Below are 25,928 nucleotides of genomic sequence, written 5' to 3'. Positions count from 1 at the left end.
CATAATTTTCATGCATAGCATAAGCCCCTCTCTCGAGGGGCTTATTTGTAAGCAAAATCATGTTGCTGCTCAAAAGTTGCCTAGTTTCCTTTACTTGTATATATAATTTATAGGTGGTTGCCTTTAATGAAATTTGGGCAGCAAAAGCTTGGCGCAATCTTGCGATCCCATTTGGTCAATCGCGAAGCTAAGCTTTCATTAATCAACAAATATAACGCATAACTTTATGTCCGAACATCAGCAACCTGCCGTTCCATCAAGCTATACAATTGCAATCCTTTTATTTGAAGGGTTCGACTTACTTCAGGTTTCGTCAGCCATTTCACTTTTTCATGCCCTGCCTGAAAAGTTCGAAATTCTGTTGGTGTCCGAGGGCGGTGAAGTTGTACCTAGTCAACAAGGTATCACCTTGAATACTGATTTGAGTTATCAAACATTAATGGCCTATGACATTCTATTTGTCCCTGGCGGATACGGTGTCGAAGCAGCAGCCCAAAATAGTAACCTTATCAATTGGCTAGCAAAACAAAATCGCCACGAGACGCTTATCTGTTCGTCATGCTTAGGGGCCGTTTTGTTGGCTCAGGCAGGATTATTGGAAGAGCGTTTAGCAACAACCAATAAGCAGCATTATCATTGGGCTACGAAATTTGGTCAGAACGTAAATTGGAACCCAGTAGCTAGATGGACCAAAGACAGACGCATTTTTACCTCATCAGGTAACACCGCTTGTTTGGACATGATCCTCACCGTCATAGCCGAGTTCATTAATGAAGAGGCCGCAAGAAAACTAGCGATAAAAATGGAATACCTCTGGATCCACGATCCTGATGATGATCCTTTCGCCCCGCTTCATATTGTCGAGTAAAACACCCTTAACAACCCTCCTCCCACATAACATGGCAATCAGCCTGTTTGGCTGCCTGAAGCATTTCAATCAGCGGAGTGGCCCGGGTATGGAGACTGACAACAGGTTCCATATCCAAATCGGCGACATCGTCAACGTCTACCGCATCTTGATCTTCTGCCTGCATCTCTAATTGGCGCAGCTTCTCTATTTGCGCTGTCAGCCTTACAAGCGCATCATCGATATCCTGTGGGTCAATAGCGCCAGGAATATTTTCACAATGCCCCATAAACTTGAGAAGTTGTTTCGCAACATCGCCGAACATGACGACATTGGCATGTCGCTTACATTTGAATGTGACTAGCATTACTCACTCCTTCTCTTATCTCTACGGGCATAGAAATAACCGGCAACTCCACCAGATATGGCCCCGAAAAAATGGCTTTCGTAACTGATCCACTCCTGGGTTGGCAAAAAGCCCCAGATCATCGAACCATAGAAAAACATAACCAAAACGGCAATCGCTATAGACTTCACACTGCGGTACATAATGGCGTAAACCAATAGATAAGCCCAAAGGCCATAAATGATACCGCTAAGACCTATATGATAATGCATACGACCGAATAACCAGACGCCTAACCCACTGCCTAGCCAGCTCATCATAAAAACGGCGATAAGCCGAGCTAAACCCGTTCGGGACAATAAAAAAGCCAAAACAGAAAAGGACAGGATGTTACTGATCAGGTGGCCCCAAGAGCCATGTAGGAATGGGTAGGCAATAATACCGATAAAGCCAGAGAAGTGACGTGGTAACAGGCCAAAGTCAGAAAGATAGCCGACAGTAAATACATTGACGACATGAACGACTGTAATCAGCACTACAATTGTCGCAATGAACTTTAGGGAGTCTTTATCTTTCTGATCCAGCTTCATCATCAGCAACCATTAAAATACATAACCTTATGTACAATCATCACCCATAATCGACTTTCTACCAAAATGACTGCCTAGGTTTGTAATCTATATCAACTTTCTTACGTTGTCGCTTACCAGCAATGTAAAAATTCTTACCAAGTATCAAGCGTATTTGATTCATCGTCTCAGTGGCTAGCAAGCGACGATCTGAGCTATGCCAGCATCGGTTCATTGTTAATTTGATCGCGGCAATAGCATCTGGAGAGCCTTTGCTTATCGATTGGCACAAAGCCTGTGCCCGGCACATTGGATCTTCTGCCACTTCGCTAACCAAGTTCAATGCATTTGCTTCTTCAGCCTGCAAAATCTCACCCGTCATTGTCAGCCTCATTGCAGTATCTCTCGGTACCACCTCTCGCAGCGACATCAAGCCCGCCATATCAGGCATCAACCCCCAGCGGATTTCCATAATAGACATTTCGGCATCTGGCGATACGATACGAAAATCAGCCCCAAGCACAATTTGCATTCCCCCGCCCCAGCACTTTCCTTCAATCACAGCGATTACTGGGCAAGGAATTTTCCGCCAGTTGCGTGAAACACGCTGTGCCATATTAGCGTTGCCAGGCAACCATTTTGCCAGCAGCGAAAGTGCATTAGAGCGTGATGTGACAACACTTTTGACGTCGAGGCCACTACTGAAGTTTCCTCCTGCACCCCGAACAATGACAGCTCGAACATCTTTGCGTTTGCGTAAATCACTACTGACCTTGTCTAATTCTCTGAACAAAGGCATATCCAGCGCATTACATTTATCCGGCCTGTTCAGTGTGACTGTCACTACGCCATCATCTTCTTCTACAAGCAACCTGGTCCATGACATAAGTGTCTTCTCCCTTCTGGTCTGTCCAGTTACACCATGAACATTAACACAAATTCAACAAAGCACCGCATCGGTTATTCATCTTTGTGGCGGTTCAAATCCTTTTTTTTCTGCATATAGCCGCCACTCAGAGGAAGTTGAAGAAGATATAGGCTCGATGGTTTCAACGTTAGCAGCCACATCACCACCAGTGCAGGTTGTGCCTGTCGCCTCAATAGTGGCTCTGAACAAGGGGTAAGAATGGCTGCCAGAGATACACCAATCAGTATCCATCTCCCCGCCCTTGCTATCACAGACATCAGCAATAAAACTCTGGAATTCCTCTATCGACCCTTTTCCTTGATCCAAACACCAGAGACGATTGTAATGAATATAACCATCGCGGGGGTGATAAACCTTGCCAGGGAACAACGAAGTAAAGTCCCAGCCGCCGCCCCGTGTTGCATTCACATACTGTGCTGACAAGCTGGCAATATCTTTGCTTTCATCAATAACGGGTTTCGAGTAATGCTGGCTAGTACAGGCACTCACCACAACACAGCTGAATAATGCCAAACCTATTTTACCCATATTTACACCTTAATCATGGCGACAGCACTGACAGCATTGCTTACGAGGTGTTTAGTGTCAGTGGGTTACGCTTTTATAAAACTCCATTAAGCATAGTGAGGATTTGCCTTGTCCTCTAATCACATTTAATGAAAGCCCAAGCACTGTCTCCACAATGAGCAAAAGCACTTCGCTAAGCTATGCTTAAATATGTACAAGCCAAAAATGTGATGTGAGTCAGATATGTACTTAGAACCCCATTCAAGACTGTTAATCGCTGATACCACAGAGGTATTGGACGCTTTTCTAGACAATGGATTGCATAAAGAATATGAGATTTATTGTCAATTTCCGCATAGCTTACACATTCAAGAGAAGCTAAAAAATGTGTCTCCTATTTCTGTCGAATTCAATGACGGATTTATTGTCAGTCAAGACAGGTTTTGAGGTTACAGACGCTCCTGTATCTAAAAGTTATAGGCAACTGCATGACTAAGCTGTTAATAATATTATTTTTTATATTAATTAATATCGGTTGTACTAAAGACGTAGTGACTGATTTTAATAGTGCAGTGAACTATAGCAGTTACAAAACTTACGAGTTTGCTACTTTCTCTACTACACAGGCTACTACCCTCGATGGGAAAAGGATTGAAGATGCTATTGCCACGCAGTTATACACAAAAGGGCTAAACGGTGTAAATGATAATGCTGACTTGTTAGTTAGACACTCAATAGTAGAGCAAAGTGATTTTCAAACCTACGGCACATCTTTTGGATTTGGATATAGACATAGAAGCGTTGGCGTTGCATATTCCACTCCAACCCAAATTAGAGAATACCGATACGGTAAAATAATCGTAGAGCTTATCGATACCGAAACAAATAGTGTCGTATGGCGTTCCACCTCCCAACGCAGACTTACTGAAACAATGACCCCCTCTTCCCGCAAAACATTCATTGACACCCAAATCAATGAAATGTTTAAAGAATACCCACCGCAAAAATAACCTCCCCGCCTTGTAATTAGAACTATTAAAAGCTGATAGACAACACCTGCCCAAAATACAAGGCAAAATGACAAAAAAATATTGTTAGCTCAAAAATGAGACACAAGTCAGATTTAAAACAAACATAGAATACCAATAAAAACAACATCTTAAAATTAAAGAGCACTTAGTTAAAAAAAACACCACAAAAAAGTTCAAATATATTTTGATTTTCTGAACCCGCTTACTAAATTTACATTGTCGGAAGACAAAATTTTGACAATCACTTTTGTATCAAGGGAGTAACACCATGAAGTCATTGAAGCAGTTCCTAGTTGATTTTTATCATGATGAAGAAGGATTGACGACAGTTGAATATGCAGTAGCCGGTGCTCTTGTAGCTGCTGCAGTGGTAGGGGCATTTAGTGGTCTTGGTAACGAGGTTGGCAATACCATCAATGGTCTAAAAGAAAACGTCAAGGGTAATACCTAATAATAGAGGTAATAGATAATCAGAAAAATTATGAGTTGAACTTATTAGGTACTCCTATGAATCTCCCAATTATTATATTAGTATTTTACGCTGCTCTATATGATATACGCTACAAAAAAATATCTAACAGCATCGTTCTGTCTATTATCATTATTGGGTTAATTCAAATGTTATCTGGTTATTTTTACCACGACCCTATTATTAGCCTAGAGCCAACGCAAGCATTTTTCGGTTTTGCGTTTGGCTTAATCATTAGTGTATTACTTTATTCAATAGGGTTATTTGGTGCGGGAGATGCCAAATTGCTGGCATCTCTTGGCATTATATTCGGCCCACATAACTTTATACTACTCTTATCAACGTCAATTGCATTCGCTGGACTACTATGTGTTTTCAGGCTGAAATGTTATGGAGAATTGCTTCCAATGATTGAGCGGTGGTATCAATCCTTTCAAATCGGGGTTTATCAAAAGCCAGAGACTAACACTATTGCATCTGGTGCTATCCCTATGGGGGGTGCCATATTGTTAGCAACAGTTTTTTGTGAATTTTACATATTCTAAGCAAAGACTTTGGGGGAGATATCATGTCAATGCTGCAGACCACAGAATGCAACCCAATTGATGAGTTGACACGCAAACCCAAGTCAATTGAACAAACAGGGGTTCCCATTAGACAAATTGAAACCCTTGTATTAAAACATTTATCACAAACTACAGATGCCGATGTCATAACCCTTTCTAAGCAAGTCGGTCTACCAGGTAATATAATCGACCAAATTCTACAGAAACAAAAAAGCGAAGCTTTGGTTGAGGTTCGTTCGGACGGACGATTCAATTCGAGCATCCGATACGGGCTCACAATAAAAGGAAGAAACTTAGCCCACCATGAAATTCAGCGTGATGGCTACCTTGGCCCTGCCCCTATTGCAATCGAACATTACAACCAACTAGTTCTTAACCAAACAACCAAAGACATAAAAGTCACTCCTGAAATTTTACGTGAGGGATTAAATGATCTAATTCTACCTGAAAACATTGTGGGAACTGTTGGGCCCGCTCTAAACTCTGGCCGAGCGATATTCATTTACGGCCTGCCTGGAACAGGTAAAACCTACGTTTCAAGACGTCTAGTCCGACTTTTTGATACCCCAGTGTTCATACCACATGCAGTTAGCATTGGAAGTCAGATCATTCAGGTTTTTGATCCAATAATCCATAACCCAGTAAATAATCAGCAAGATAATTTGTTACTCAACAGCGGATACGACAACCGTTTGGTTTTATGCCAAAGGCCAGAAGTGGTCGTTGGTGGTGAGCTTACAGCTGATATGTTGGAGGTGACAAAGGATGCAACGCATAAAGTCAATCGTGCTCCACTTCAAATGAAAGCAAACAATGGTATTTTATTAATTGATGATTTGGGCCGACAAAAAGTCTCTGTTGATGCAATTTTGAACCGTTGGATCATTCCTCTAGAAGAGAAAATCGATTATTTATCATTAAGTTCAGGTGATCATTTTGAAATCCCTTTCGAGCAGGTATTAGTATTCTCTTCAAATATTCACCCGGCTAAATTAGCTGATGACGCATTCCTAAGACGAATTGGTTATAAAATTAATTTCGGTCCTATATCTGAAGAAAACTACAGTTCTCTTTGGCATGAGCAGTGTGAAAAACATGGGTTAAAATCGCACTCCGATACCCTAAACTATGTCTTCTACAGGCTACATGATCCATGTAATGTACCGCTCCTTCCATGTTACCCCCGTGATCTGGTTGCAATGTGTAGCAACCAAATTAGCTTTTATCAGCAGCAACCCATTATTACCCCTGAGTTAATCCAAACTGTTTGGGACTGCTATTTTGTCAATGATGAACAAGAGGTACGCTCCCATGAGTAAAGGTAAAGTCATACTGATGCTCTCAACATCACTAACGATGGGTTTCGGAGCTTTATTCTTGGCCAATGACTGGCTAGAGAGTAAACAAGAGTCTTTAGCCCCAGTTCAAGTAGAAGTAGAGCCAGAGAGAATTGAAATAATCAAAGAGGAACCCAGGGTTGCTCGTGTCGTCGCTCAACAAAACATTCCTCTCGGTACCCCCATCGAAGAAAAACACTTGAGATTAGAATACTATCCAGAAGATCTTGTTGTTAACACTGGCTACGAACACACTTCTCAAGTCTTAGGTAAACTTGCTCGAAATGAAATATTCTCTGGTGATATTTTACGCTCCGAGCGTTTAGTCTCTCCAGGGGAGGGAACAACATTGGCAGCTCTTATCTCTCCTAAAATGCGCGCCGTGACCATTCGAGTAAACGATGTAATTGGCGTGGCTGGTTTCTTGTTACCCGGTGATTTTGTAGATGTTATCTACGCTCAAGGTAAGACATCGAGAGCTCAAACTGTACTAAAAAAAGTGAAGATACTGGCTGTTGACCAAACAGCAAGAACCGATGAATCAAAGCCTATCATTGTTCGTGCGGTTACCTTGGAACTTACCCCTAAACAAGTTGAATCACTAGTTACAGCGAAATCAAAGGGTGAGCTTCAACTATCACTTCGCAATCCTAATGACCCAGAAGAGAAGCCGCGAGTATATCGAAGAACCACTGATAGTGTCACCATTATCAAAGGCACTAATACCAGTCGCGTAAATGTTCGCATATAAATGAATGGACAGGGACAATATGTATGGAATGCAGTAATAGAAAATACAATAAAACTATCACCTTTATAGCTGGGCTATTCATTGCTTTACTCTGGGCTAGTAACTGCTATGCGACGAGAACTCAATCTATAGCTGTGCCTATGAATAAGTCGCGATTGGTTGAAATACCAGGAAGTGCAAAGAAAATTTCTATAGGCAATCCCAATGTGGCAGACATATTAATTTTAAGGTCAAATAAAATCTATGTCTTAGGCAAAGAACTAGGTACAACAAATGTTATTGTTTGGGATTCAAGAGGTCGGTTGATAACAGTACTTGATGTTGAAGTCACCCACGACTTAAATGCACTTAAAGCCAAGCTCTACGAGTTTATGCCTCAGGAGAAAATCTCCGTCTACACAAGCCAAGACAAACTTGTGCTAAGCGGAGATGTATCAAGTGCCCAAAAAATTTCGATGGCGGAAGAAATTGCCAACACATTCACAGGCAGCGACCACGGTATCATAAATCTTATGAATGTAGGTGGATCCCATCAAATCATGTTAGAAGTGACTGTTGCAGAAGTTCAGCGCTCTTTAATCAGAGAGTTTGATTCTAACTTTGTCTTTGCTCGTAATAACAGTAACTGGACTTGGGGTACTGTAAATGGAGGAGCAAGTATCCCTGCCGTCCCTCCTGTAAACGATGCAGGAGACATTATTACAGAGATTATTACGAACCCGCTAAACATCGAAGATAATGGTTTGTTTGCAAGCTACCTTAGTGATAGCACACTATTTAGTGCCGCCTTTAGTATCGCCAAAACAAATGGTTTGGCAAAAATCTTAGCTGAGCCTACTCTGACTGCACTCAGCGGTGAAAATGCCGAGTTCCTATCTGGTGGTGAGTTCCCTATTCCAGTACCAAATGATGACAATATTACTATCGAGTTTAAGGAATTTGGTGTAGGGCTTCAGTTTGTTCCTACTGTCTCCTCAGCCGATAGCATTAACCTTGCCTTGAACATTGAGGTAAGCGAAATCACCAATAATAATGCTGTTACTCTATCCCCGAGTGGCACAGGCTCTCAATTTTTTGTCCCTGCCCTCACTAAACGAAGCGCTAAAACAACTGTCGAGTTGGGTAATGGCCAAACTATTGGTATAGCGGGACTGTTGAATGAAACAGTATCTGATGTTGTCGATAAACTTCCAGGCTTGGGTGATTTACCAGTGCTTGGTCAACTTTTCAGAAGCCAGTCCTTCCGCAAAGGGGAAACTGAACTGGTCATTTTAGTCACACCACGGCTAGCCAAGCCTGTTCGCAAGCAAGATCTAACCCTGCCAACCGACAGCTTTGTAGAACCTAACGATTGGGAATTTTATCTGCTTGGTCGAATGAGTGAACTGAAAGCCACGAAAGACCAAACTAGTTATACACCTGCAACTCAAACATCATCAGTCACACTATCACCAAGTGCCGGCTCTGAAGGTCAATTTGGTCATAGTTTATAAGGATAAAGTTATGAATAAAGTCATTATTATTTTTTGCGCTAGCTTATCCTGCCCTACTGTCGTGGCCGAAGATGTAAAGTTAGGACAAAGCCTGAACCAGATGGTTCGCTTACAAACTGTCGATCCACTTGCAGAAAGTAAAGTCCCATTAGGTTCTCCGACTTTCAGCGGTAAAAAAGCCAGTAAATCTTTTAAAACAGAGAGCAGTGGCTCTGAGCAAAAAGCCTTAAAAAACAAAGACATTATTTCGGGTGTTGGAAACTGATAGCTCAAGTTATTCAGTGGGGTAAAGCATTATGAATATTTATCAAAAAAGAAAGTCTCCCCAAAAACAAAAAGGCGTTATCGTTGTCTTTTCAACTCTGGCTATGGCTGTCTTAATAGGAGCAGGAGCCTTGGCTTTAGATGTTGGGAACTTAATATTATCTAAAGGCAAATTACAAAATCTTGCTGATTCTGCGGCTCTAACAGCAGCTAAAACTATTGATCTTGGTGGCGATCAGGCTTCTGCAATCACAGCAGGGACCAATGCTATAAACAATAATTTATCTTATGATGGGTTTAAAGCCATTTCATTAGATTCTGCCACTATAACTTTTGAATTCTCTGAAAGCCTACCATTTGATTCAAGCACAGCGACTACAAGTTCAACATATGTAAGAGTACGAATAGAAAACGTCGATATTCCGGACTTTCTTGTTTCAATTATGAACATCGACCTTAATACCCGAGCTTCGGCTGTTGCTGGGCCAAGTTCTAGTATGGGCAGTTCATGTAATATTGTGCCACTAAGTATTTGCGCTGGTCCTGACCACAGTGACACAAATATTAGTGGCTATGACATGAGTACTCATCATGTATTAAAAGCGTCTTCGAGCACCCCATCCGACATTGGAGCAGGTAACTTTATGCCTGTCTCATTAGGTGATAATGGCGCTGATGCATATGGAGATGCGCTTGCAGGTAGTTACGATAGTTGTTTGTCAACAAGCGATACTATCACTACGGAACCAGGTAATATGGTTGGTAAGACATTAGCTCTTGATACAAGGTTTGAATTTTCTGAAGCAGACAAAGATCTTGAACCTAACGGTTACAAGAAAACAGAGTTCCTTCCGGATATGTACTCTGACTTTTCAAGAGACAATGCTGTTTATGTTATGGAAAACACCAATGAAGGAGCTAGTTATATCACAGGCCCTGTACATGATGATGTCATGACATATAGTGAATATAAAACTAACTACGATGGTTATGAAAACTATGAAGCCTGTTTAGAGTCATCAGCTTGTCAAAAGAAAGGCTATTACAGAAGAGTTCTCACTGTACCAATTCTTGACTGTGACGAAATCATAACTAAAGCCAATGGCCGAGCTGAAGTAAAAATGCTGGGCTTTGGTTGTTTTTTCCTCACTCAACCGGTAAGCGTTACTTCTGAACAAAGTGGAGATAATAGCAAGAATGGTGGTGCTGGTAATGGTTCTTGGATAGTTGGTGAATTTATTTCTAACTGCAGAAATAATAGTGGTAACCCAAGTTATGAACCAAACGAAACAGGTCCCTATCGTATTGTTCTCTTTGACGACCCAGACAGCGGAGATTCATGATGTTTACTTATCGCCGAGAAAAAGGGTTAGCAATTGTAGAATTTACAATTCTCCTACCAATATTTCTATTTTTACTTTTTACGATCCTTGAACTAGGTCGAGCATTCTACACGTATACAGAATTAGAAAAATCGGCAAGAAGTAGTGCAAGATATTTGACCAGTGAAGCATCAGGCACAAGCGGAACATACACATTATCTGAAACAAATATTGATAGTGCAAAAAAAATTGCCATGTATGGTTCTGTTTATGGTAGCGGCACACCACTAATTTCAAATTTAACATCAAGTCATATAGATATATCTTTAACAGGTGATGATGTAAAAGTCGAAATAAATTATCCATACCAACCATTTTTAAGCGTCATACCTGGTTTTTTAACAGGCAATGATGTTGATATGAATTTTACCCTTACATCCAGTTATTCCATGAGGGTATTGTAATGTTAAGACAATCATTTAAACAAAAAGGGTCAACACTTGTTGAATTTACAATAATAGCGTCTTTTTTCTTTGTTTTAATTTTCTCTATCATAGAATTTGGCAGGTTATTATTTACATGGCATGTGCTGAACGAAACAACTAGAAGAGCAGCTAGATTGTCCGTTGTTTGTCAAGTCTCTACTTCTGAACAGGTTGACACGAAAATACTCGCTATCATTAATGACGTTCCTCTACCAAATTTCACGTCAAGTAATCTTACAGTAGAATATTTAGATAGTACAGGGACCATAATTTCTGGTGATCTTACTGATGAAGCAAACTTTAATGAAATTAAGTATGTTGAGTCAAAAATCAATAATTATCAAATTGCTTTATTGATACCACTTGCAACATTTGACATAACTTTTACTGCACCAGAGTTTAAGACAATTTTACCGAGAGAAAGCCTCGGCGTAACCAGAACCGGATTCTCTGATTGCTGAGGAGGCGAAAATGAATACGACACATATTACAACAGAAAAAGATTTAACACTATACAATGAAAAAAAACCACTAGCCACGTCAATTAACATATGGACAATTAGTGATGATGATCTTTTTATCGACCCACTAAGTTATTACTCTGAACAGTGGTCTAACGCACATTTCACGTTTTTGAACTTTGAAGACTACTGTAACAAACTTAAGAATCAATCAAATTATGTCAAGCCAGATTTAGTCATTATTGATGCTAAAAGTGACTGGGTTAACATATCTAACAATTTAAAAAAGAAAATATCAAAATCTCTTCCTATATTACTTATCACTGATGATACAAACACAGAGATACTTAGAAATGCTTTAAAGCTAGAAATTAAAGACGTATTATCTATACCTTTTGATGAATCTGAACTCGACAACCTTATTATCAAGTGTTCTGAATTAAAATCTATCAATCGTAAACAAGCAAAAACCAGTATATTCATCAATGCTAAAGGGGGTATGGGTGCTTCAATTATCGCTACATCAATTTCACACATACTAGCTTTAGATGGTGAATTAACTGTCCTTATTGATCCTGATGCACAATTTGGCTCATCATCTGGTTTGCTATCTTTAATTCCAAAATACATCCTAAGCGATGCATTACAACAAGTTAACACTCTTGATGAAATTGCTATTTCTGGGATTCTTACTAAACACGACTCTGGTCTAAGGTTTATTCCCAACCGTTCTGATCACCTTTATGACTCAATTAATGATATAAACGAACAGGCATTTGGTGATTTTTTAGCAAAACTTAAAGGAAGTCATGAGCATATAATTATAGATCTTTCAAGAGGTTTGGAAAAACAAACTTTGCCTGCAGTTGCAGATGCTGACAACGTATTTATTGTTATTCAGCAAAATATACCTGCTATAAAAGAGGCTTCAATATTAATCAAACAATTAAAACATTTGTTTGGATTTAATCAAGAAAAAATAAAGGTTATTGTTAATCGATATTCTAAAAATATTGATATAAATCCAGATGAGATAAAAAAATCACTCCATATAAGTGATATAATACTAGTTCCAAATGATTATATTTCTGTTAGTTCCTCGACAAACTTAGGTGAACTGTTAGCAACACACTTTGAAAAGAAACCAATTGTTAAAACTTTAAAGGAAATAACTTCAATTATAACTAACAAATATACTGTAGAAGAGAATGGATTCAAGAAAGTGTTCTCTTTCTTTAGGAGGTAATTATGTTTTTGAATAGGAAGAGAAACTCCTTGGTTCAAAAGACAGAAACTAAACAGATGCCTGACTCAGTTATCCTGGATAGTGATGTCAAAGTACCTGAACCAGTTAAACCTCAAGAAGTTGTGGTTAATCCACAAGAGCAGAATATAAAAAACTCGATTATTGATGAATTATATAACACGATTGATCTTTCTCTTCTCGAAAGCTTACCTGAAGAGGACGCTTATAAACAAATTTCTGAAATGTCAGCCCTCTTCCTGCTAGAAAAAGATGTTCCGCTAAACGCTGAGGGAAGAAAACGTGTTATTGAAGAAATTGGAGATGAAATTCTTGGTTTAGGGCCGCTTGAACCACTCCTTAAAGATAAGAGCATCTCTGATATACTTGTAAATTCTAGTAGTCAAATATACGTTGAAAGAAAAGGCAAGTTAGAGCCAGCTAGTTCCACTTTTAGAGACAACCAACATTTGCTGAATGTCATAGATAGAATTGTCTCGCAGGTGGGTAGACGTGTTGATGAAAGTTCTCCGATGGTCGATGCCCGCCTAAAAGATGGCTCTAGGGTAAATGCTATCATTCCCCCACTTGCTATCGATGGGCCTTCACTGTCTATTCGTAAGTTTGCTGTCGAGAAGCTTCAAATAGAACAACTACTTGATTATGGTTCTCTTAATCAAGAAATGGCGCATTTCTTAAAAGCAATAGTAAAAGGCCGTCTCAATATTCTAATTTCAGGTGGTACGGGTTCAGGTAAGACAACAACGCTCAATATATGCTCTTCATTCATTCCCCAAAACGAACGCATTGTTACCATTGAGGATTCTGCAGAACTACAACTTCAACAACCACATGTCGTCAGGTTAGAAACTCGCCCACCAAATATTGAAGGAAGAGGCGCAATTACACAGCGAGAATTAGTCATAAATTCGTTACGTATGAGACCAGATCGTATTGTTGTTGGTGAGGTACGTGGTGGTGAAGCAGTTGATATGCTTGCAGCAATGAATACAGGTCACGATGGTTCGATGACAACCATACACGCTAACACACCCCGCGATGCTCTAGGCCGAATAGAAAATATGTTTGCCATGGCAGGTTGGAACATGCCGATAAAGAATGTCCGTTCACAAATTGCTTCTGCTCTCAATATCGTTGTTCAATTACGTCGTATGGAAGATGGTAAAAGGCGTATAACAAGTATTGTAGAAGTAAACGCAATGGAAGGTGATGTGATTACGCTTACTGAGCTTTTTTTCTTTCAGCGTAAAGGGATCGATGAAAACGGTAATGTTTTAGGCGCTTACAAAGCGACAGGAAACGTTCCTTCATTCATGGATGATTTTAAGCATATGGGAATTGACTTACCATATACTTATTTCACTACTGAAGACAATGGAGGTTTATGATGGACCAAAACCTACAACTTTACTTGATTATACTATTTGTGGCAGTAGTAGTCATTTCTCAGACCATACTTATATCTGCGACAGGTACTCGTGCAAACCGCAATAGACTTCTTAAGAAGCAACTTGAAGTCATTGCCGAATCAGGTAAGGTCCAACAACAATCATTACTAAGAAAAAGTTATCTAGATAAACTATCTCCTACTGAACGATGGTTAGAAAACAATTCTGTAGGTGAGTATCTCAGCGATAAATTATCGAGAGCTGGTCTAGAGTGGAAAGCATACAAAGTCGTATTCTGGTTATTGATATCGATTATTACCTCTATGATATTTATCTTGTTTATGACACTTAGTATCAAGGCAATGTTTTTAACACCAATCATTGTTATTGGTGCTTTTTATATTTTTATTCAACAGAAAACTGAAAAAAGACTTCAACTATTTGAAGAGCAGTTTGTAGAAGCTTTAGACGTAATGAAAAGAGCTTTATTAGTTGGTTACCCGTTTACCGAGGTTATGAAAAGTGTAAGTGAGGAAATGCCCCCTCCTATTTCAGTTGAATTTGGCAAGACCTTTGTTGAACTGAATTATGGTGTTGACCTGAAGGTAGCTCTAGCAAACCTAGCACAAAGAAATCCATCCGTAAGCGTTTTGGCTTTTAATAGTGCAGTTACAATACAGAAAGAAACTGGTGGTAATTTAGCAGAAACACTTGATAAAATTTCTAATGTTATCCGAAGTCGATTTCGATTAATGAGAAAGGTTAAAACCCTCTCTGCTGAAGGAAGAATGTCTGCTTGGGTGCTAATGATGGTTCCTTTTGTTTTGTTTTTGATGCTTTACTTAAGTAACCCTCATTATATTAGTCCTCTATTAGAATCTGAACGTGGTCAGTCATTGTTATCTGTAACTGCATTTTTAATGACCGCTGGCCTTTTATGGATTAGAAAGCTTTTGCGTATAGAGGTTTAACATGGATTACATAATCAGTGTTATAAACACATATATTGGTGATGAAGATTATTCTAAATTTGTTTTTCTAGGATTAGCATTTTTAAGTGCCATTGCTTTTACTGTTAGTATAATAATACTATTAGGAAACTCATCTACACCTTTAAAAAAGAAATTACACACAATTTCCATACCAAATAAAACTAACACGAATAAAGAAAGCAGTAAATCTTTTGATAAAACATTAGAATCAATTGATAAATATGTCACTCCAAAGTCTAAATCAGAGCAGGAAAGTGTTAAACAGCTATTAATGCATGCTGGTTTTGAGAATAAATCAGCAATAACATCTTTCTACGCCATTAAAATTATCCTTGCAGTTTTAGCTTTATTAGGTTCTGTTTTCATAACTCGCCTTCTGCCTGAGTTAACTACCAATAAAATAATATTTTATGTAATCCTATCTGTTTTTATTGCTACTTTCTTACCAAACTTTGTACTAAGGAGGTTAGCCGAGAAAAGGATAAAAAATCTAAAAAATAGCTTTCCAGATGCACTAGATTTGCTTGTAGTATCAACAGAAGCTGGTCTTGGCTTCCAAGCCGCCCTTAACCGTGTTTCAAAAGAAATCGACTCTGTTTCGCCAGCTCTTAGCCAAGAGCTACAGATAGTGTGTCAAAAAGCCAGAGTAGGAATTCCAATCCCCTCTGCTCTCAATCAATTCGTTGAGAGGACGGGGTTAACTGAGTTACAGGGTTTAATTAGTATTATTACACAATCAGTAAAACTCGGATCAAGTATGGGTGACACCCTTCGTGACTACGCAGATGAGTTTCGTGATAGGCGAATGCAAAGAGCAGAAGAAGAAGCTGCAAAAATTGGTACAAAAATGATTTTCCCATTAGTTACTTGTATATGGCCTGGTTTTTTTGTAGTTGCAGTAGGACCTGCTATCGTAAAAGTATTAGATATGTTTGCAAGTCGATGACTTGATTACAAAGGGAGTTTGTTCATGATACAAAAAAATTTAGCACTTCTCACAAGTATTAAACTTGCAATATTACCTGTTCTTTTAGTGGGTTGTTCGAATAATGGCAATATAGACAACAGCACAAACGTTGATTTTAATCATGAACTTTATGATGGTAAATCGACATTAGGCTTATCTGCAGATTTTCCCCCTGAAAACGCACAAGAAGCAATACTCAGAGGTGACAAAGCGTATCTCGCCAATGATCCTGATTTAGCACTTTATGAATATATTAGGGCTCTCAGTTTTCCATCTCAGGAGAATGCTGACAAGGCATTTTATAAAATTGGTTATATTCACCAGCAAAGAGGAAAGTATGATTTAGCCAAACTTTCTTACTCGCGTGCTGCAATGATAGAACCTAACAATATTCAATATGCATCATCTGTTGGTACCGTTGAACTTAAGCTTGGTGAACCGGAGAATGCAAGATCTCAGTTCATTCGTGCAGTTAAAATGGATCAAGAAAGGCAAGGAAAGTCCGATTGGGATCCAGATAAAGACCTATTCTCACAGCGCTTATTGATTGATGATAACTCGCCTATTAACGCCTATATTGGCCTTGGTATCATTGCTGATTTAGATGCAAAACATAAGTCCGCACAACAAATTTACTTAACTGCGCTAATGCAAGATAGTCGCTCTGAAAAAACATTGACTAATCTTGGATATTCATATTACTTGGACGGTAATCTTAAACAAGCTGAAATAATTAACAGAAGAACCACAACACTTTATCCTAATAATAAACGTGCTTGGTCTAACCTAGGGTTAACTTATATAAAATCAAGACGTTATGAAGATGCATTAGATGCCCTATCTCGTGTAATGCCAAAAGAAAGAGCACTAAATGATATTGGTTATTTCGCGATGCTTGAAGGTGACTACGAGAACTCTATCAGTTACTTAGAGAGAGCAATTAATACTAGTCCTGTTTTTTATGCCAAAGCACAAGAAAACCTAAAAAGAGCAGAAAAATTACAAATTTCATCACCTCCTGTGAAAGTCTCCAGTAATAACAAAACTAACCAATCACAAGCTACTGTCTACTCAATTAACACTACCCGTTATTAAATTTCTTATTAATTCAATTTAGAGTCACCATGATATGGTGACTCTTTTTATCACAAACTATCTATATTACAGTTATAACCAAGCCAAAATTCTGTATATGTACGCTGCTTTTCAAATAATTCATTATTCAATATCCCTGAACGATAAAAGTCTACTCTTTCTACTCCTCTATATAATAATGAAAAGATAATCATAATACTTATCACTTTGAACAATGTAGAAATTGCTTTTTGGCTATATTCTTTTGGGGGTTGCACGCTGATGCTGCAACAACGCCAGTATATCGCTATAGACAAAACTGCAAACAATTGACTCAGTGGCATAACTAACACCCCGGACACAAAGCTATATGCAAATCCTGCTAATAATGCCAAGCCAGTAATTCTTAAATTTCTTCTCTTTGTAACAATAACTGCGAATAACACTGTAGAGAGTAAAAAACAGTATGCGATCAAAGTAACAATACCCCAATCAATAAATATTTGTAATAACGAATTATGAGGATGCCCGTATCTAGGAGAAAAATTATACTCTGAAGTACATATAAAGTACCCTCCACCTTGTCCCCAAACGTTTATTAATGAGATTGAGTCTTTCCACAGTTGAAATCTACCTGGGGAGTCTGTTCTAATTGAGCCAAAATCTAATAAGCCATCTGAAAATACATAGCTTGGTAAAGGCGCTAAAAAAGCCAACTTCACAATTATACCTGCTATTAAGTATTTTAAGGCTTCTCGAATTATCAAATACCGCCAAGATTTGTCTAAAATTATCCAGAGCAATATAGTTGCACATATAGCAATGCTTATCCCTCTTGCATCTGTTGCGATAATTGTTGCTACATTCACTACTAGTGAAATAGATACAAGTATATTTGTTTTGTTTCTTTTTTTATTTAAAACTGCAAGATACAACAATGGAATTATTAACCAAACTTGTACTTGATTCAAAAATCTAGGATTGGAGAAACTTAATATAGTATGAATGTTTACTTTTAAATCTAAAAATACCAATATCCAGAATGCAATAGCGACTGAAAGAAAGAGCAAAACAGAAATGATCGCATATAAATGGTATAATCCCGTTTTCTTCTTTTTTAATACTTGATACATTAGACATAAAAGAAAAAAAAGACCTAGATAATAAAGATTATAATTAAGTGTGTATAAATAATTTTCACTATTAATACTAGATATTAAAACCCCTGATAGTAATAATAACAAAACTCCCTTTACCCATAGAGATAGACTTTGTATATCATTTATGGCAGATGTTCTTACTTTACTATTCAAAAGAATAAATAAACTACTAAGCAATATTAGAGTTATAACATAAAATCTCTTCGAATCATATAAAAGGAAAATATCACTCTTTGAGAAATTAAAATTCAGGCTAAAGTATATTACCCCAACAAAAACAAAGAATAACAATATGTTATCAAGTGTTGATTTTTGCAACATCTTAAATCCCTTTTACTAATATCCTTTATGTAAGTATAAACATTTTCTCCTCAATAACCGTATTTATTCGTTTAATTATGCATAAAATCATTAAGATACAAAAAAGCCAGCTGTTGTCAGCTGGCTTTTTCTAAACAAGAAAAGTTACTCTGTCACTTACTTCGCGCGGCGCTTCTTCACGTCTTCCGCTAGTTGGCGTAGTACTTTCTCAGTGTCACCAAAACCAATACAGGCATCTGTGATGCTCTGGCCGTAAGTAGGCTCCTGCCCTTCTACGATGTCCTGGCGGCCTTCTACAAGGTGGCTTTCGATCATTACACCGAAGATAGCTTTGTTACCCTCTGCGATCTGGCTACCTACATCTTCTGAAACCAGCATCTGACGTTGGAACTGCTTAAGGCTGTTTGCGTGGCTGAAGTCGATCATCACCTTCTGGCGAAGACCCGCTTTTTCAAGCTGATCAGTAATCGAACCTACATGCTCTTTACTGTAGTTTGGCTCTTTACCACCACGCAGGATGATGTGGCAATCTTCGTTACCGGCTGTTGATACAATCGCAGAGTGGCCGTACTTGGTCACAGATAGGAAGTGGTGCGGCGCACTCGCTGAACCAATCGCATCCGTTGCAATTTTGATATTGCCATCAGTACCGTTCTTGAAGCCTACAGGACAAGATAGGCCTGAAGCCAGCTCACGGTGCACTTGTGATTCAGTAGTACGTGCGCCAATCGCACCCCAGCTGATCAAATCACCCATGTACTGTGGTGTGATCATATCTAGGAACTCACCAGCTGTCGGTACGCCCATATCAGTTAGGTCAAGCAGGAGCTTACGGCCCATACGTAGACCATCGTTTAGTTTGAAGCTGTTATCCATGTATGGGTCATTGATAAGACCCTTCCAGCCAACAGTGGTACGTGGTTTTTCAAAGTAAACACGCATAACGACTTCTAGCTCGCCTTTTAGCTCTTCACGCAGCGCTTTTAGCTTCTCGCCGTACTCTAAAGCAGCTTTGGTATCGTGAATGGAGCATGGGCCAACAATCACCAGCAGGCGATCATCTTCATCGTTTAGAATTTTGTGAATTGACTGACGAGCTTGATATACCGTTTCAGACGCATTTTCAGTTGCTGGGAAACGCTCCAGTACCGCGACAGGAGGGAGAAGTTCTTTAATTTCGCTAATGCGAACATCATCGGTCTTATGCATTGTTACTTCCTAATTTACGCATGTGTCAGCTGTAAACTTAATATTACAGACTTCGTTGACAGTATCTTTCAAATCCAATTGACATTAACTTATCTTCCTTTTATGAGCAGTGCAAACGCTAATTGGCCAATTCGGTGATTTTTTTTCAGATCGGTGGCTTATTAATCAACATGATGCGTAATCAATAAAATTTCACATTTATCTCCGTTTTATCTCTTCATATCTTTGAATTCCTCGTTACAAAGCAATAGCATAGTCTTATAAATACTATCTCTTTGGAGCGGTCTGGATGACCAAAGAAACTGTAATTTCGTTTCAAAACATCAATAAGTGGTATGGAGATTTCCAGGCACTCAAGAATATCAACCTAGACATTCAGCGAGGTGAAAAGCTCGTCATCTGTGGTCCATCAGGTTCAGGAAAATCAACCTTGATCCGGTGTATTAACGGCCTTGAACAGTTCAATGAAGGTCAATTGGAGGTGGCTGGAAAACCGCTTGATGCACATCACCTCAAACGCATCCGTGGTCAAGTGGGTATGGTGTTCCAGCACTTCAACCTATTCCCCCATATGACCGTATTAGAAAACCTGACCCTAGCTCCTCGTCGCACCCGAAAGCTTAGTAAGCAAGAAGCCGATAAATTAGCAATGGAATACCTTAACCGTGTTCATATTGCCCATCAGGCCGATAAATACCCTTCACAACTTTCAGGTGGGCAGCAACAGCGTGTAGCTATTGCCCGCTCACTTTGTATGAAACCGGATATCCTGCTTTTCGATGAGCCAACCTCCGCGCTTGATCCTGAAATGATCCGTGAGGTCCTCGATGTAATGACAGAACTTGCCGGCGAAGGAATGACCATGATTTGTGTGACCCATGAGATGGGCTTTGCTAGAAAAGTCGCCGATCGTGTGGTCTTTATGGATGAGGGTGAAATTGTTGAGATTGCCCCTCCCTCTCAGCTGTTTGATTCTCCACAACACCCAAGAACTCAAATGTTCTTGGAACAAATCCTGAGTTATTAAGGATTATGACTATGGTTCACAAAGTGGTTAGGTCATCACCGGTATTGAAAACGTTGGGGCGCATTTCCAAACCTTTTTTCTCAGGCTTATTACAGGTTAGTCTTGTTGCCATTTTCATACTCTGGTTACTTGAGACCGGTGCAGATGCGATGAACTACCGCTGGCAATGGTATCGAATACCTCAGTACTTGTGGTTTGTTGAGGATGGAGAATGGTTTCCAGCAGAGTTACTAGAAGGCTTGAGGGTAACGCTTGAAATTTCAACCGTTAGCTTATTGTTCACCTTGGTTATAGGTTTGGCTACCGCCCTGCTTCGCCTCTCTGATTCGATTGTGGGTCGAACTATTGCTAGAGGTTATATCGAACTTATTCGTAATACGCCTTTACTAGTGCAAATTTACCTACTGTATTTTGTCTTTGGCCCTGTGCTTGGTTTGGAGAGGTTTACCACCGCCGTAATGGCGCTATCTCTGTTCCAAGGTGCTTACACAGCAGAGATTTTCAGGGCCGGCCTAACCAGTATTGAGCGTGGGCAATTTGAAGCTAGCAACAGCCTTGGGCTGTCAAAATTAGACAGCTATCGTTTTGTCATTTTACCTCAAGTCATTAAACGCATTTTACCCCCACTGACAAACGAAGGCGTTTCATTAGTAAAAAACTCATCAATCGTTAGTGTGATGGCGATTTTTGATTTAACCACAGAAGGTAGGAACATCGTCGCCGATACCGCTATGCCCTTTGAGGTGTGGTTCACCGTGGCCGGTATCTACCTCATTGTCACCCTTACGCTATCGGGATTTGCCGCTTGGTTAGCACATAGGCTGAATACCCCGTCACATTAACAGAACTATAAATTGCACTATGTATAAACAGTCATTCATGAAAAACGTTTGGATTAGGAGAAAGGAAGCATGAAACGATTACTCTCAGCACTGTTAGCCGTTATGGCGCTAACGATGGCCTCTGTCTCGACAGCTGCCGATAAAAGTACACTGGTTGAAATCAAAGAGCGAGGGACCCTTCGCGTTGGTTTATCAACATTCGTCCCTTGGGCGATGAGGGATAAACAAGGTGAATTAGTTGGCTTTGAAGTCGATGTGGCTCGCCGCTTAGCTAAAGATGCAGGGTTAAAAGTTGAGTTTATCCCGACGGCTTGGGACGGTATTATCCCTGCGCTACTAGCCGGTAAATTTGATGTAATTATCGGTGGTTTGTCTATTACACCCGAACGTAATATGAGCGTGTTGTTCACAAGCCCATATGCACACTCTGGGGTACAACTTGCTGCTCATAAAGAGCTATCTGCAGATAAGACAACTTATGAAGACTATAACAAACGTAGTGTGACTTTAGCTGTACGCCGTGGTGCTTTCACGGTGCAAACCGCTAAGAAATATTTCCCGAAAGCAAAACTGCGCCAATTCGATGATGAAGCTCAGGCATTTCAGGAAGTCCTAAATGGTAATGCCCATGCCGCTTTGGCCTCATCACCGAAACCAGAACACATGGCAATCCAATACAGTGACAAGCTATACATCCCATTCGAAGAGCGTCTGAGCCGTGGCTCTGAAGCCTTTGCAATCCGTCATGGTGAATTTGATCTACTTAACTTCTTCAACAACTGGATTTTACTTCGAACTGAAGATGGCTGGTTAAAAGAGCGCCATGATTACTGGTTCACTACCCTAGACTGGGAAGACCAGATCGCAGAAGGACAGTAAGTGTTGTCACGAACAAAGATACGAAACATGCCGGGAACGACTTTCCCGGCCTTTTTCAAACTGAACAAACTTGATGTTTTACTTCTTGGTGTTATCGCCGCAACTATTGGTTGGCTATGGTACCGTTCATCTGCCGGAATTCATTATCAGTGGAACTGGGAGAGAGCTTTTAGTTTGATCATGACACCAGGTCGGGATGGTGAGCTACCCTATTTTTTCCAGGGTCTCCTCGCAACATTACGCCTTAGCCTATGGGGAATAGTGTTTGCTGGCGTGCTCGGCTTGTTACTCGGTTTAGCACGCCGATCAACATGGTTTTTCTTGCGGTTACCCGCACAAGCCTATATCCAATTGGTGCGAAACATTCCACCATTGGTTTTTGTCTTTATTTTTTATTTCTTTATCTCCAGCCAACTCATTCCTGTTTTAGGCCTAGAGGCTGTGCTTCGCAATACACCTACTGAAATCAGCCTTTGGCAGTCTGTGCTATTTGGCCCTGCAAAGTTATGGGAAAACTTGTTTTCAGGGATCTTGTGTGTTGGCCTGATTGCTGCAGCTTATATCGCCGAGATTGTCCGTTCTGGTATCGACGCTATAGCAAAAGGACAATGGGAAGCGGCTGACTCGCTTGGCTTAACAAAACTCGACCGTTTCCGTTTTGTTATCTTCCCTCAGGCATTAAGCGGCATTGTGCCACCGCTAGCCGGTCAATTTATTTCTTTGGTGAAAGACTCGTCCATTATTTCACTGATATCGATCCAAGAGCTCACTTTTGTGGGTAGTGAAATAGCCAACTCTTCTGGCTTGATCTTTGAGATCTGGCTACTGGTAGGCGCTGGATACCTCGCTCTTTGCTTTGGCCTGTCCGTCCTGTTCAGCCACTTAGAAAGGCACTCACAGAAGCACTACCAAGCCCGATAGTGCTTCTAATTCGTAAATTGAGCATTCAAAAAAGGGAGCCGATTAAGGCTCCCTTTTTATTTGAAAGACACTGAGCTTGCGATTATGAAGCTCTCTGTCGCCAATGTGTTCCATCCCTATTTTTTTCATAACCTGACGTGCAGACATATTTCGGACGCATGTAAATCCGATAATGCTGTGAAAGCCCGCTTCCCGAAAACCGTATTCAAGGATCGCTTTACCGATCTCAGTCGCATAACCTTGATGCCAATGATCTTCACAGATCACCCATTCAATCTCTGCAGTCGATTCATTATCACCATAAGGGTGCAACCCTACTCGGCCAATCAAGGTATGGCAATCAGATAGTATAAGCGGGCAGTTAAAGTAACCACGGCACCCTTCATTTAAAGGTGGCTCAATATGGTACTTCCGTAATTCACGTCTCGCCTTTTCTTCAGACCAAGGTTCCTCTTCCGTGAAGGTATGAACTGATTGATTGGACATTATCCGGTATAAACCAGCAAGATCGTCTTCATCCCATGGCCTGGTATAAAGACGTTGAGTTTTAATACTCGGTGAAACATCTAATATCATATTCATCCCTCTTATCTCAGAGCCCAGCCGCTTACCGACTAGGCTCAGTGGTTAACAAAAGGAGAATCAAACTCCATTCTTGTCAAACAGTTCAGACCATTCTGGCCATAATTTTTCCAAATCCATATGCTCTTCAAGCATATCGGCAACACGGTCAATGCCTTGCTCTCTGATCACATCAAAATCCGGTGTACAGGTTGCTGTGAGTCCCGCCCAGTTCAAAATGGCATCACAAGCCTCTTGTTGCTCGAAGATACCGTGCAGGTATGTACCAAACACCTGATTGTCTATACCGAACTTACCGTCGAGATTGCCAGCCAACTGAATCGGTGCATCTTCACCAATCCCTTCAGTCACTCCAGCATGGATTTCATAACCTCTAACCGGCACACTTTGCTGATCAGGCATTGTAAGGCTTCCCGCCACTTGCTTGAGTTGCTTATGAGGTGCTAATACCGTTGATACGGGTAAGTATCCTAATCCACGACTCGTCCCGGGTTCACCCTCGATACCATCAAGATCGGCTATCGCTTCACCCAACATCTGATAACCACCGCAAATACCCATCACCTTTCCGCCTAAACGAAGGTGACGGGCAATTTGCTGGTCCCACCCTTGCTCCCGAAGGTAGTCCAAATCACTACGAACACTTTTGGTCCCTGAAATAATGATAAGATCAGATGGCGGAATTTGCTGCCCTTTACCTATAAATTGTAGATTTACTTGAGGATGCATGCGCAGGGGATCAAAGTCTGTATGGTTACTTACACGTGTTAGCACCGGCACAGAGACCTTTAATTGCTCACCATCAGCAGCGACTTGCTGGACATCAATGGCATCTTCTGCCTCTAGCATTAGACCATGGAGATACGGCAATACCCCAAGCACTGGCTTACCTGTTTTCTGCTCTAGCCATTCCAAGCCAGATTCCAATAACTTGATATCCCCTCGGAAACGGTTGATGACAAATCCTTTAACCCTTGCCTGCTCACTTTCCGATAATAAGGCTAAGGTGCCATACAAATGAGCAAAAACACCGCCGCGATCTATATCAGCAACGATAATCACAGGCACATCGGCTTCTTCAGCAAACCCCATATTCGCGACGTCATTTTCACGCAGGTTGATTTCAGCCGGACTTCCAGCACCTTCGATGATGACGGTTTGGTATTCCTGTTGAAGGATATCGAAAGACTCCATAATTGGACCTATCACGACTTTCTTGTAGTTGTGATAGCCAACCGCATCCATGTCTGCAAGAGCTTTACCCTGAACGATGACCTGAGCACCGATATCTGTGTTCGGTTTTAACAATACCGGGTTCATGTGTACAGTTGGCTCAATCCTACTTGCCTGTGCTTGTACCGCTTGCGCCCGTCCTATTTCACCACCATCTTTAGTGACAGCACTATTTAGGGCCATATTCTGCGATTTAAATGGGGCAACCTTAATATTCTTACGTGCTAATACACGGCACAACCCTGCCACCAGCACACTCTTTCCTGCGTCAGACGTGGTACCCTGAACCATCAAACATTTATTATTCAACTACTTAACCTCGAGACCATAAGAAACAGAAATATCATAAGCCTGTAATCTGATAGATCGTATTCAATGCAAAAATTCTGATTGGAAAATATTTGGTACACTTTTTGGTACACAGAAGATTTGGTACAAACTGTTACTCATTATTAGAAATGACATCATACCATAGGGTATTAAGCCGTGGCTTTACTGCCTCTACAACATCCAGCCTCACATTACGTTCTACACGATAGCCCAAAAACAAACATCAATGGAAATGTTCAAACGCAACTTCCGCCCTCTACATATCACCACTTTTACCTGAAAAATTTTACCCGGCATGTAATCTCTCAATACGCACTCCAAACCCTTTAATATGAACTTTCATTTTCAAGATAGGAGCAGAAT

28 protein-coding genes are annotated in these 25,928 nt (G+C 40.3%); 20 read left to right on the top strand and 8 right to left on the bottom strand.

What is annotated here, in order from left to right; translation table 11 throughout:
* Positions 1-226: 226 nt before the first annotated feature.
* Entirely contained in the window at positions 227-868 is a 642-nt protein-coding gene (locus C9J01_RS02095; RefSeq protein ID WP_107296448.1) for a DJ-1/PfpI family protein, read from the top strand.
* Positions 869-875: 7 nt separating this feature from the next.
* Here C9J01_RS02095 and C9J01_RS02090 read toward each other — a convergent pair whose 3' ends face one another.
* The 4 genes from C9J01_RS02090 to C9J01_RS02075 all read right to left on the bottom strand — a co-directional run bounded on the left by C9J01_RS02090 (position 876) and on the right by C9J01_RS02075 (position 3,218).
* The gene (locus C9J01_RS02090; protein ID WP_107296447.1) at positions 876-1,214 is read right to left on the bottom strand and encodes a DUF1840 domain-containing protein; all 339 of its coding nucleotides are present in this window, start codon (positions 1,212-1,214) and stop codon (positions 876-878) included.
* Positions 1,214-1,786 carry a rhomboid family intramembrane serine protease gene (locus C9J01_RS02085; RefSeq protein WP_237156840.1) on the bottom strand — a complete coding sequence of 191 codons (573 nt, stop codon included), beginning with the start codon at positions 1,784-1,786 and terminating at the stop codon, positions 1,214-1,216. The genes C9J01_RS02090 and C9J01_RS02085 overlap by 1 nt, the downstream gene beginning before the upstream one ends.
* Before the next feature lie 55 nt (positions 1,787-1,841).
* Positions 1,842-2,648, bottom strand: coding sequence for a crotonase/enoyl-CoA hydratase family protein (locus C9J01_RS02080; RefSeq protein ID WP_107296445.1), 807 nt, complete (start codon positions 2,646-2,648; stop codon positions 1,842-1,844).
* A 78-nt stretch (positions 2,649-2,726) separates the two neighbouring features.
* Positions 2,727-3,218, bottom strand: a complete 492-nt coding sequence (locus tag C9J01_RS02075) for a hypothetical protein (RefSeq protein ID WP_107296444.1) — start codon at positions 3,216-3,218, stop codon at positions 2,727-2,729.
* 467 nt (positions 3,219-3,685) lie between these two features.
* Here C9J01_RS02075 and C9J01_RS02065 point away from each other — a divergent pair, with 467 nt between their 5' ends.
* The 15 genes from C9J01_RS02065 (at position 3,686) to C9J01_RS01995 (ending at position 17,082) form a co-directional block, all read left to right on the top strand.
* Positions 3,686-4,207, top strand: coding sequence for a DUF4136 domain-containing protein (locus tag C9J01_RS02065; RefSeq protein ID WP_107296442.1), 522 nt, complete (start codon positions 3,686-3,688; stop codon positions 4,205-4,207).
* Between the two features lie 289 nt (positions 4,208-4,496).
* The gene (locus C9J01_RS02060; protein WP_107296441.1) at positions 4,497-4,679 is read left to right on the top strand and encodes a Flp family type IVb pilin; all 183 of its coding nucleotides are present in this window, start codon (positions 4,497-4,499) and stop codon (positions 4,677-4,679) included.
* Positions 4,680-4,735: 56 nt separating this feature from the next.
* Entirely contained in the window at positions 4,736-5,242 is a 507-nt protein-coding gene (locus C9J01_RS02055) for an A24 family peptidase (protein WP_107296440.1), read from the top strand.
* A 23-nt stretch (positions 5,243-5,265) separates the two neighbouring features.
* On the top strand, positions 5,266-6,582 hold the full coding sequence (locus C9J01_RS02050) for an AAA family ATPase (RefSeq protein ID WP_107296439.1): 1,317 nt from the start codon (positions 5,266-5,268) through the stop codon (positions 6,580-6,582).
* Positions 6,575-7,351 (top strand): Flp pilus assembly protein CpaB, encoded by a 777-nt coding sequence (gene cpaB / locus C9J01_RS02045; RefSeq protein ID WP_107296438.1) that lies wholly within the window; start codon positions 6,575-6,577, stop codon positions 7,349-7,351. Before C9J01_RS02050 ends, cpaB begins: the two co-directional genes overlap by 8 nt.
* Positions 7,352-7,374: 23 nt before the next feature.
* On the top strand, positions 7,375-8,844 hold the full coding sequence (locus C9J01_RS02040; RefSeq protein WP_107296437.1) for a type II and III secretion system protein family protein: 1,470 nt from the start codon (positions 7,375-7,377) through the stop codon (positions 8,842-8,844).
* Positions 8,845-8,854: 10 nt separating this feature from the next.
* Positions 8,855-9,109 carry a hypothetical protein gene (locus tag C9J01_RS02035; RefSeq protein WP_107296436.1) on the top strand — a complete coding sequence of 85 codons (255 nt, stop codon included), beginning with the start codon at positions 8,855-8,857 and terminating at the stop codon, positions 9,107-9,109.
* A 31-nt stretch (positions 9,110-9,140) separates the two neighbouring features.
* The gene (locus C9J01_RS02030) at positions 9,141-10,451 is read left to right on the top strand and encodes a pilus assembly protein TadG-related protein (RefSeq protein ID WP_107296435.1); all 1,311 of its coding nucleotides are present in this window, start codon (positions 9,141-9,143) and stop codon (positions 10,449-10,451) included.
* A complete protein-coding gene (locus C9J01_RS02025; RefSeq protein WP_107296434.1) occupies positions 10,448-10,894 on the top strand; it encodes a TadE/TadG family type IV pilus assembly protein in 447 nt (148 codons plus the stop codon). Before C9J01_RS02030 ends, C9J01_RS02025 begins: the two co-directional genes overlap by 4 nt.
* Positions 10,894-11,376: a TadE/TadG family type IV pilus assembly protein gene (locus C9J01_RS02020; protein ID WP_107296433.1), complete on the top strand. Its 483-nt coding sequence runs from the start codon at positions 10,894-10,896 to the stop codon at positions 11,374-11,376. The genes C9J01_RS02025 and C9J01_RS02020 overlap by 1 nt, the downstream gene beginning before the upstream one ends.
* 10 nt (positions 11,377-11,386) lie before the next feature.
* Positions 11,387-12,622, top strand: coding sequence for a CpaE/TadZ family protein (locus C9J01_RS02015; RefSeq protein WP_107296432.1), 1,236 nt, complete (start codon positions 11,387-11,389; stop codon positions 12,620-12,622).
* A 2-nt stretch (positions 12,623-12,624) separates the two neighbouring features.
* Positions 12,625-14,028 carry a TadA family conjugal transfer-associated ATPase gene (locus C9J01_RS02010; protein WP_170114872.1) on the top strand — a complete coding sequence of 468 codons (1,404 nt, stop codon included), beginning with the start codon at positions 12,625-12,627 and terminating at the stop codon, positions 14,026-14,028.
* On the top strand, positions 14,025-14,999 hold the full coding sequence (locus C9J01_RS02005; RefSeq protein ID WP_237156839.1) for a type II secretion system F family protein: 975 nt from the start codon (positions 14,025-14,027) through the stop codon (positions 14,997-14,999). Before C9J01_RS02010 ends, C9J01_RS02005 begins: the two co-directional genes overlap by 4 nt.
* A 1-nt stretch (position 15,000) precedes the next feature.
* Entirely contained in the window at positions 15,001-15,966 is a 966-nt protein-coding gene (locus C9J01_RS02000; protein WP_107296430.1) for a type II secretion system F family protein, read from the top strand.
* A gap of 24 nt (positions 15,967-15,990) precedes the next feature.
* Positions 15,991-17,082 (top strand): tetratricopeptide repeat protein, encoded by a 1,092-nt coding sequence (locus tag C9J01_RS01995; RefSeq protein WP_107296429.1) that lies wholly within the window; start codon positions 15,991-15,993, stop codon positions 17,080-17,082.
* Between the two features lie 50 nt (positions 17,083-17,132).
* Here the strand turns inward: C9J01_RS01995 and C9J01_RS01990 are convergent, their stop codons facing one another.
* Complete coding sequence (locus tag C9J01_RS01990) at positions 17,133-18,542, bottom strand: O-antigen ligase family protein (protein ID WP_107296428.1); 1,410 nt, start codon at positions 18,540-18,542, stop codon at positions 17,133-17,135.
* A 156-nt stretch (positions 18,543-18,698) separates the two neighbouring features.
* Positions 18,699-19,751, bottom strand: coding sequence for a 3-deoxy-7-phosphoheptulonate synthase AroG (aroG, locus tag C9J01_RS01985; RefSeq protein ID WP_107296427.1), 1,053 nt, complete (start codon positions 19,749-19,751; stop codon positions 18,699-18,701).
* A 289-nt stretch (positions 19,752-20,040) separates the two neighbouring features.
* On the opposite strand from aroG, the gene C9J01_RS01980 reads away from it, so the two are divergent.
* From C9J01_RS01980 to C9J01_RS01965, 4 genes are all read left to right on the top strand, one after another.
* Positions 20,041-20,778, top strand: coding sequence for an amino acid ABC transporter ATP-binding protein (locus C9J01_RS01980; RefSeq protein ID WP_107296426.1), 738 nt, complete (start codon positions 20,041-20,043; stop codon positions 20,776-20,778).
* A gap of 11 nt (positions 20,779-20,789) precedes the next feature.
* On the top strand, positions 20,790-21,620 hold the full coding sequence (locus tag C9J01_RS01975) for an amino acid ABC transporter permease (RefSeq protein WP_107296425.1): 831 nt from the start codon (positions 20,790-20,792) through the stop codon (positions 21,618-21,620).
* A 102-nt stretch (positions 21,621-21,722) separates the two neighbouring features.
* Positions 21,723-22,499 carry a transporter substrate-binding domain-containing protein gene (locus tag C9J01_RS01970; protein ID WP_419686428.1) on the top strand — a complete coding sequence of 259 codons (777 nt, stop codon included), beginning with the start codon at positions 21,723-21,725 and terminating at the stop codon, positions 22,497-22,499.
* Between the two features lie 27 nt (positions 22,500-22,526).
* Positions 22,527-23,420 (top strand): amino acid ABC transporter permease, encoded by an 894-nt coding sequence (locus tag C9J01_RS01965; RefSeq protein WP_107296423.1) that lies wholly within the window; start codon positions 22,527-22,529, stop codon positions 23,418-23,420.
* A 42-nt stretch (positions 23,421-23,462) separates the two neighbouring features.
* Here C9J01_RS01965 and C9J01_RS01960 read toward each other — a convergent pair whose 3' ends face one another.
* Positions 23,463-23,996: a GNAT family N-acetyltransferase gene (locus C9J01_RS01960; protein ID WP_158264474.1), complete on the bottom strand. Its 534-nt coding sequence runs from the start codon at positions 23,994-23,996 to the stop codon at positions 23,463-23,465.
* Between the two features lie 66 nt (positions 23,997-24,062).
* Positions 24,063-25,526 carry a cobyric acid synthase gene (locus C9J01_RS01955; RefSeq protein WP_107296421.1) on the bottom strand — a complete coding sequence of 488 codons (1,464 nt, stop codon included), beginning with the start codon at positions 25,524-25,526 and terminating at the stop codon, positions 24,063-24,065.
* Positions 25,527-25,928 lie beyond the last annotated feature (402 nt).

This window comes from Photobacterium rosenbergii (genome assembly GCF_003026455.1).
Lineage (GTDB): Bacteria > Pseudomonadota > Gammaproteobacteria > Enterobacterales > Vibrionaceae > Photobacterium > Photobacterium rosenbergii.
Note: the sequence above shows the minus strand (reverse complement) of the source record. Positions and strands in the feature narration are given on the sequence as shown.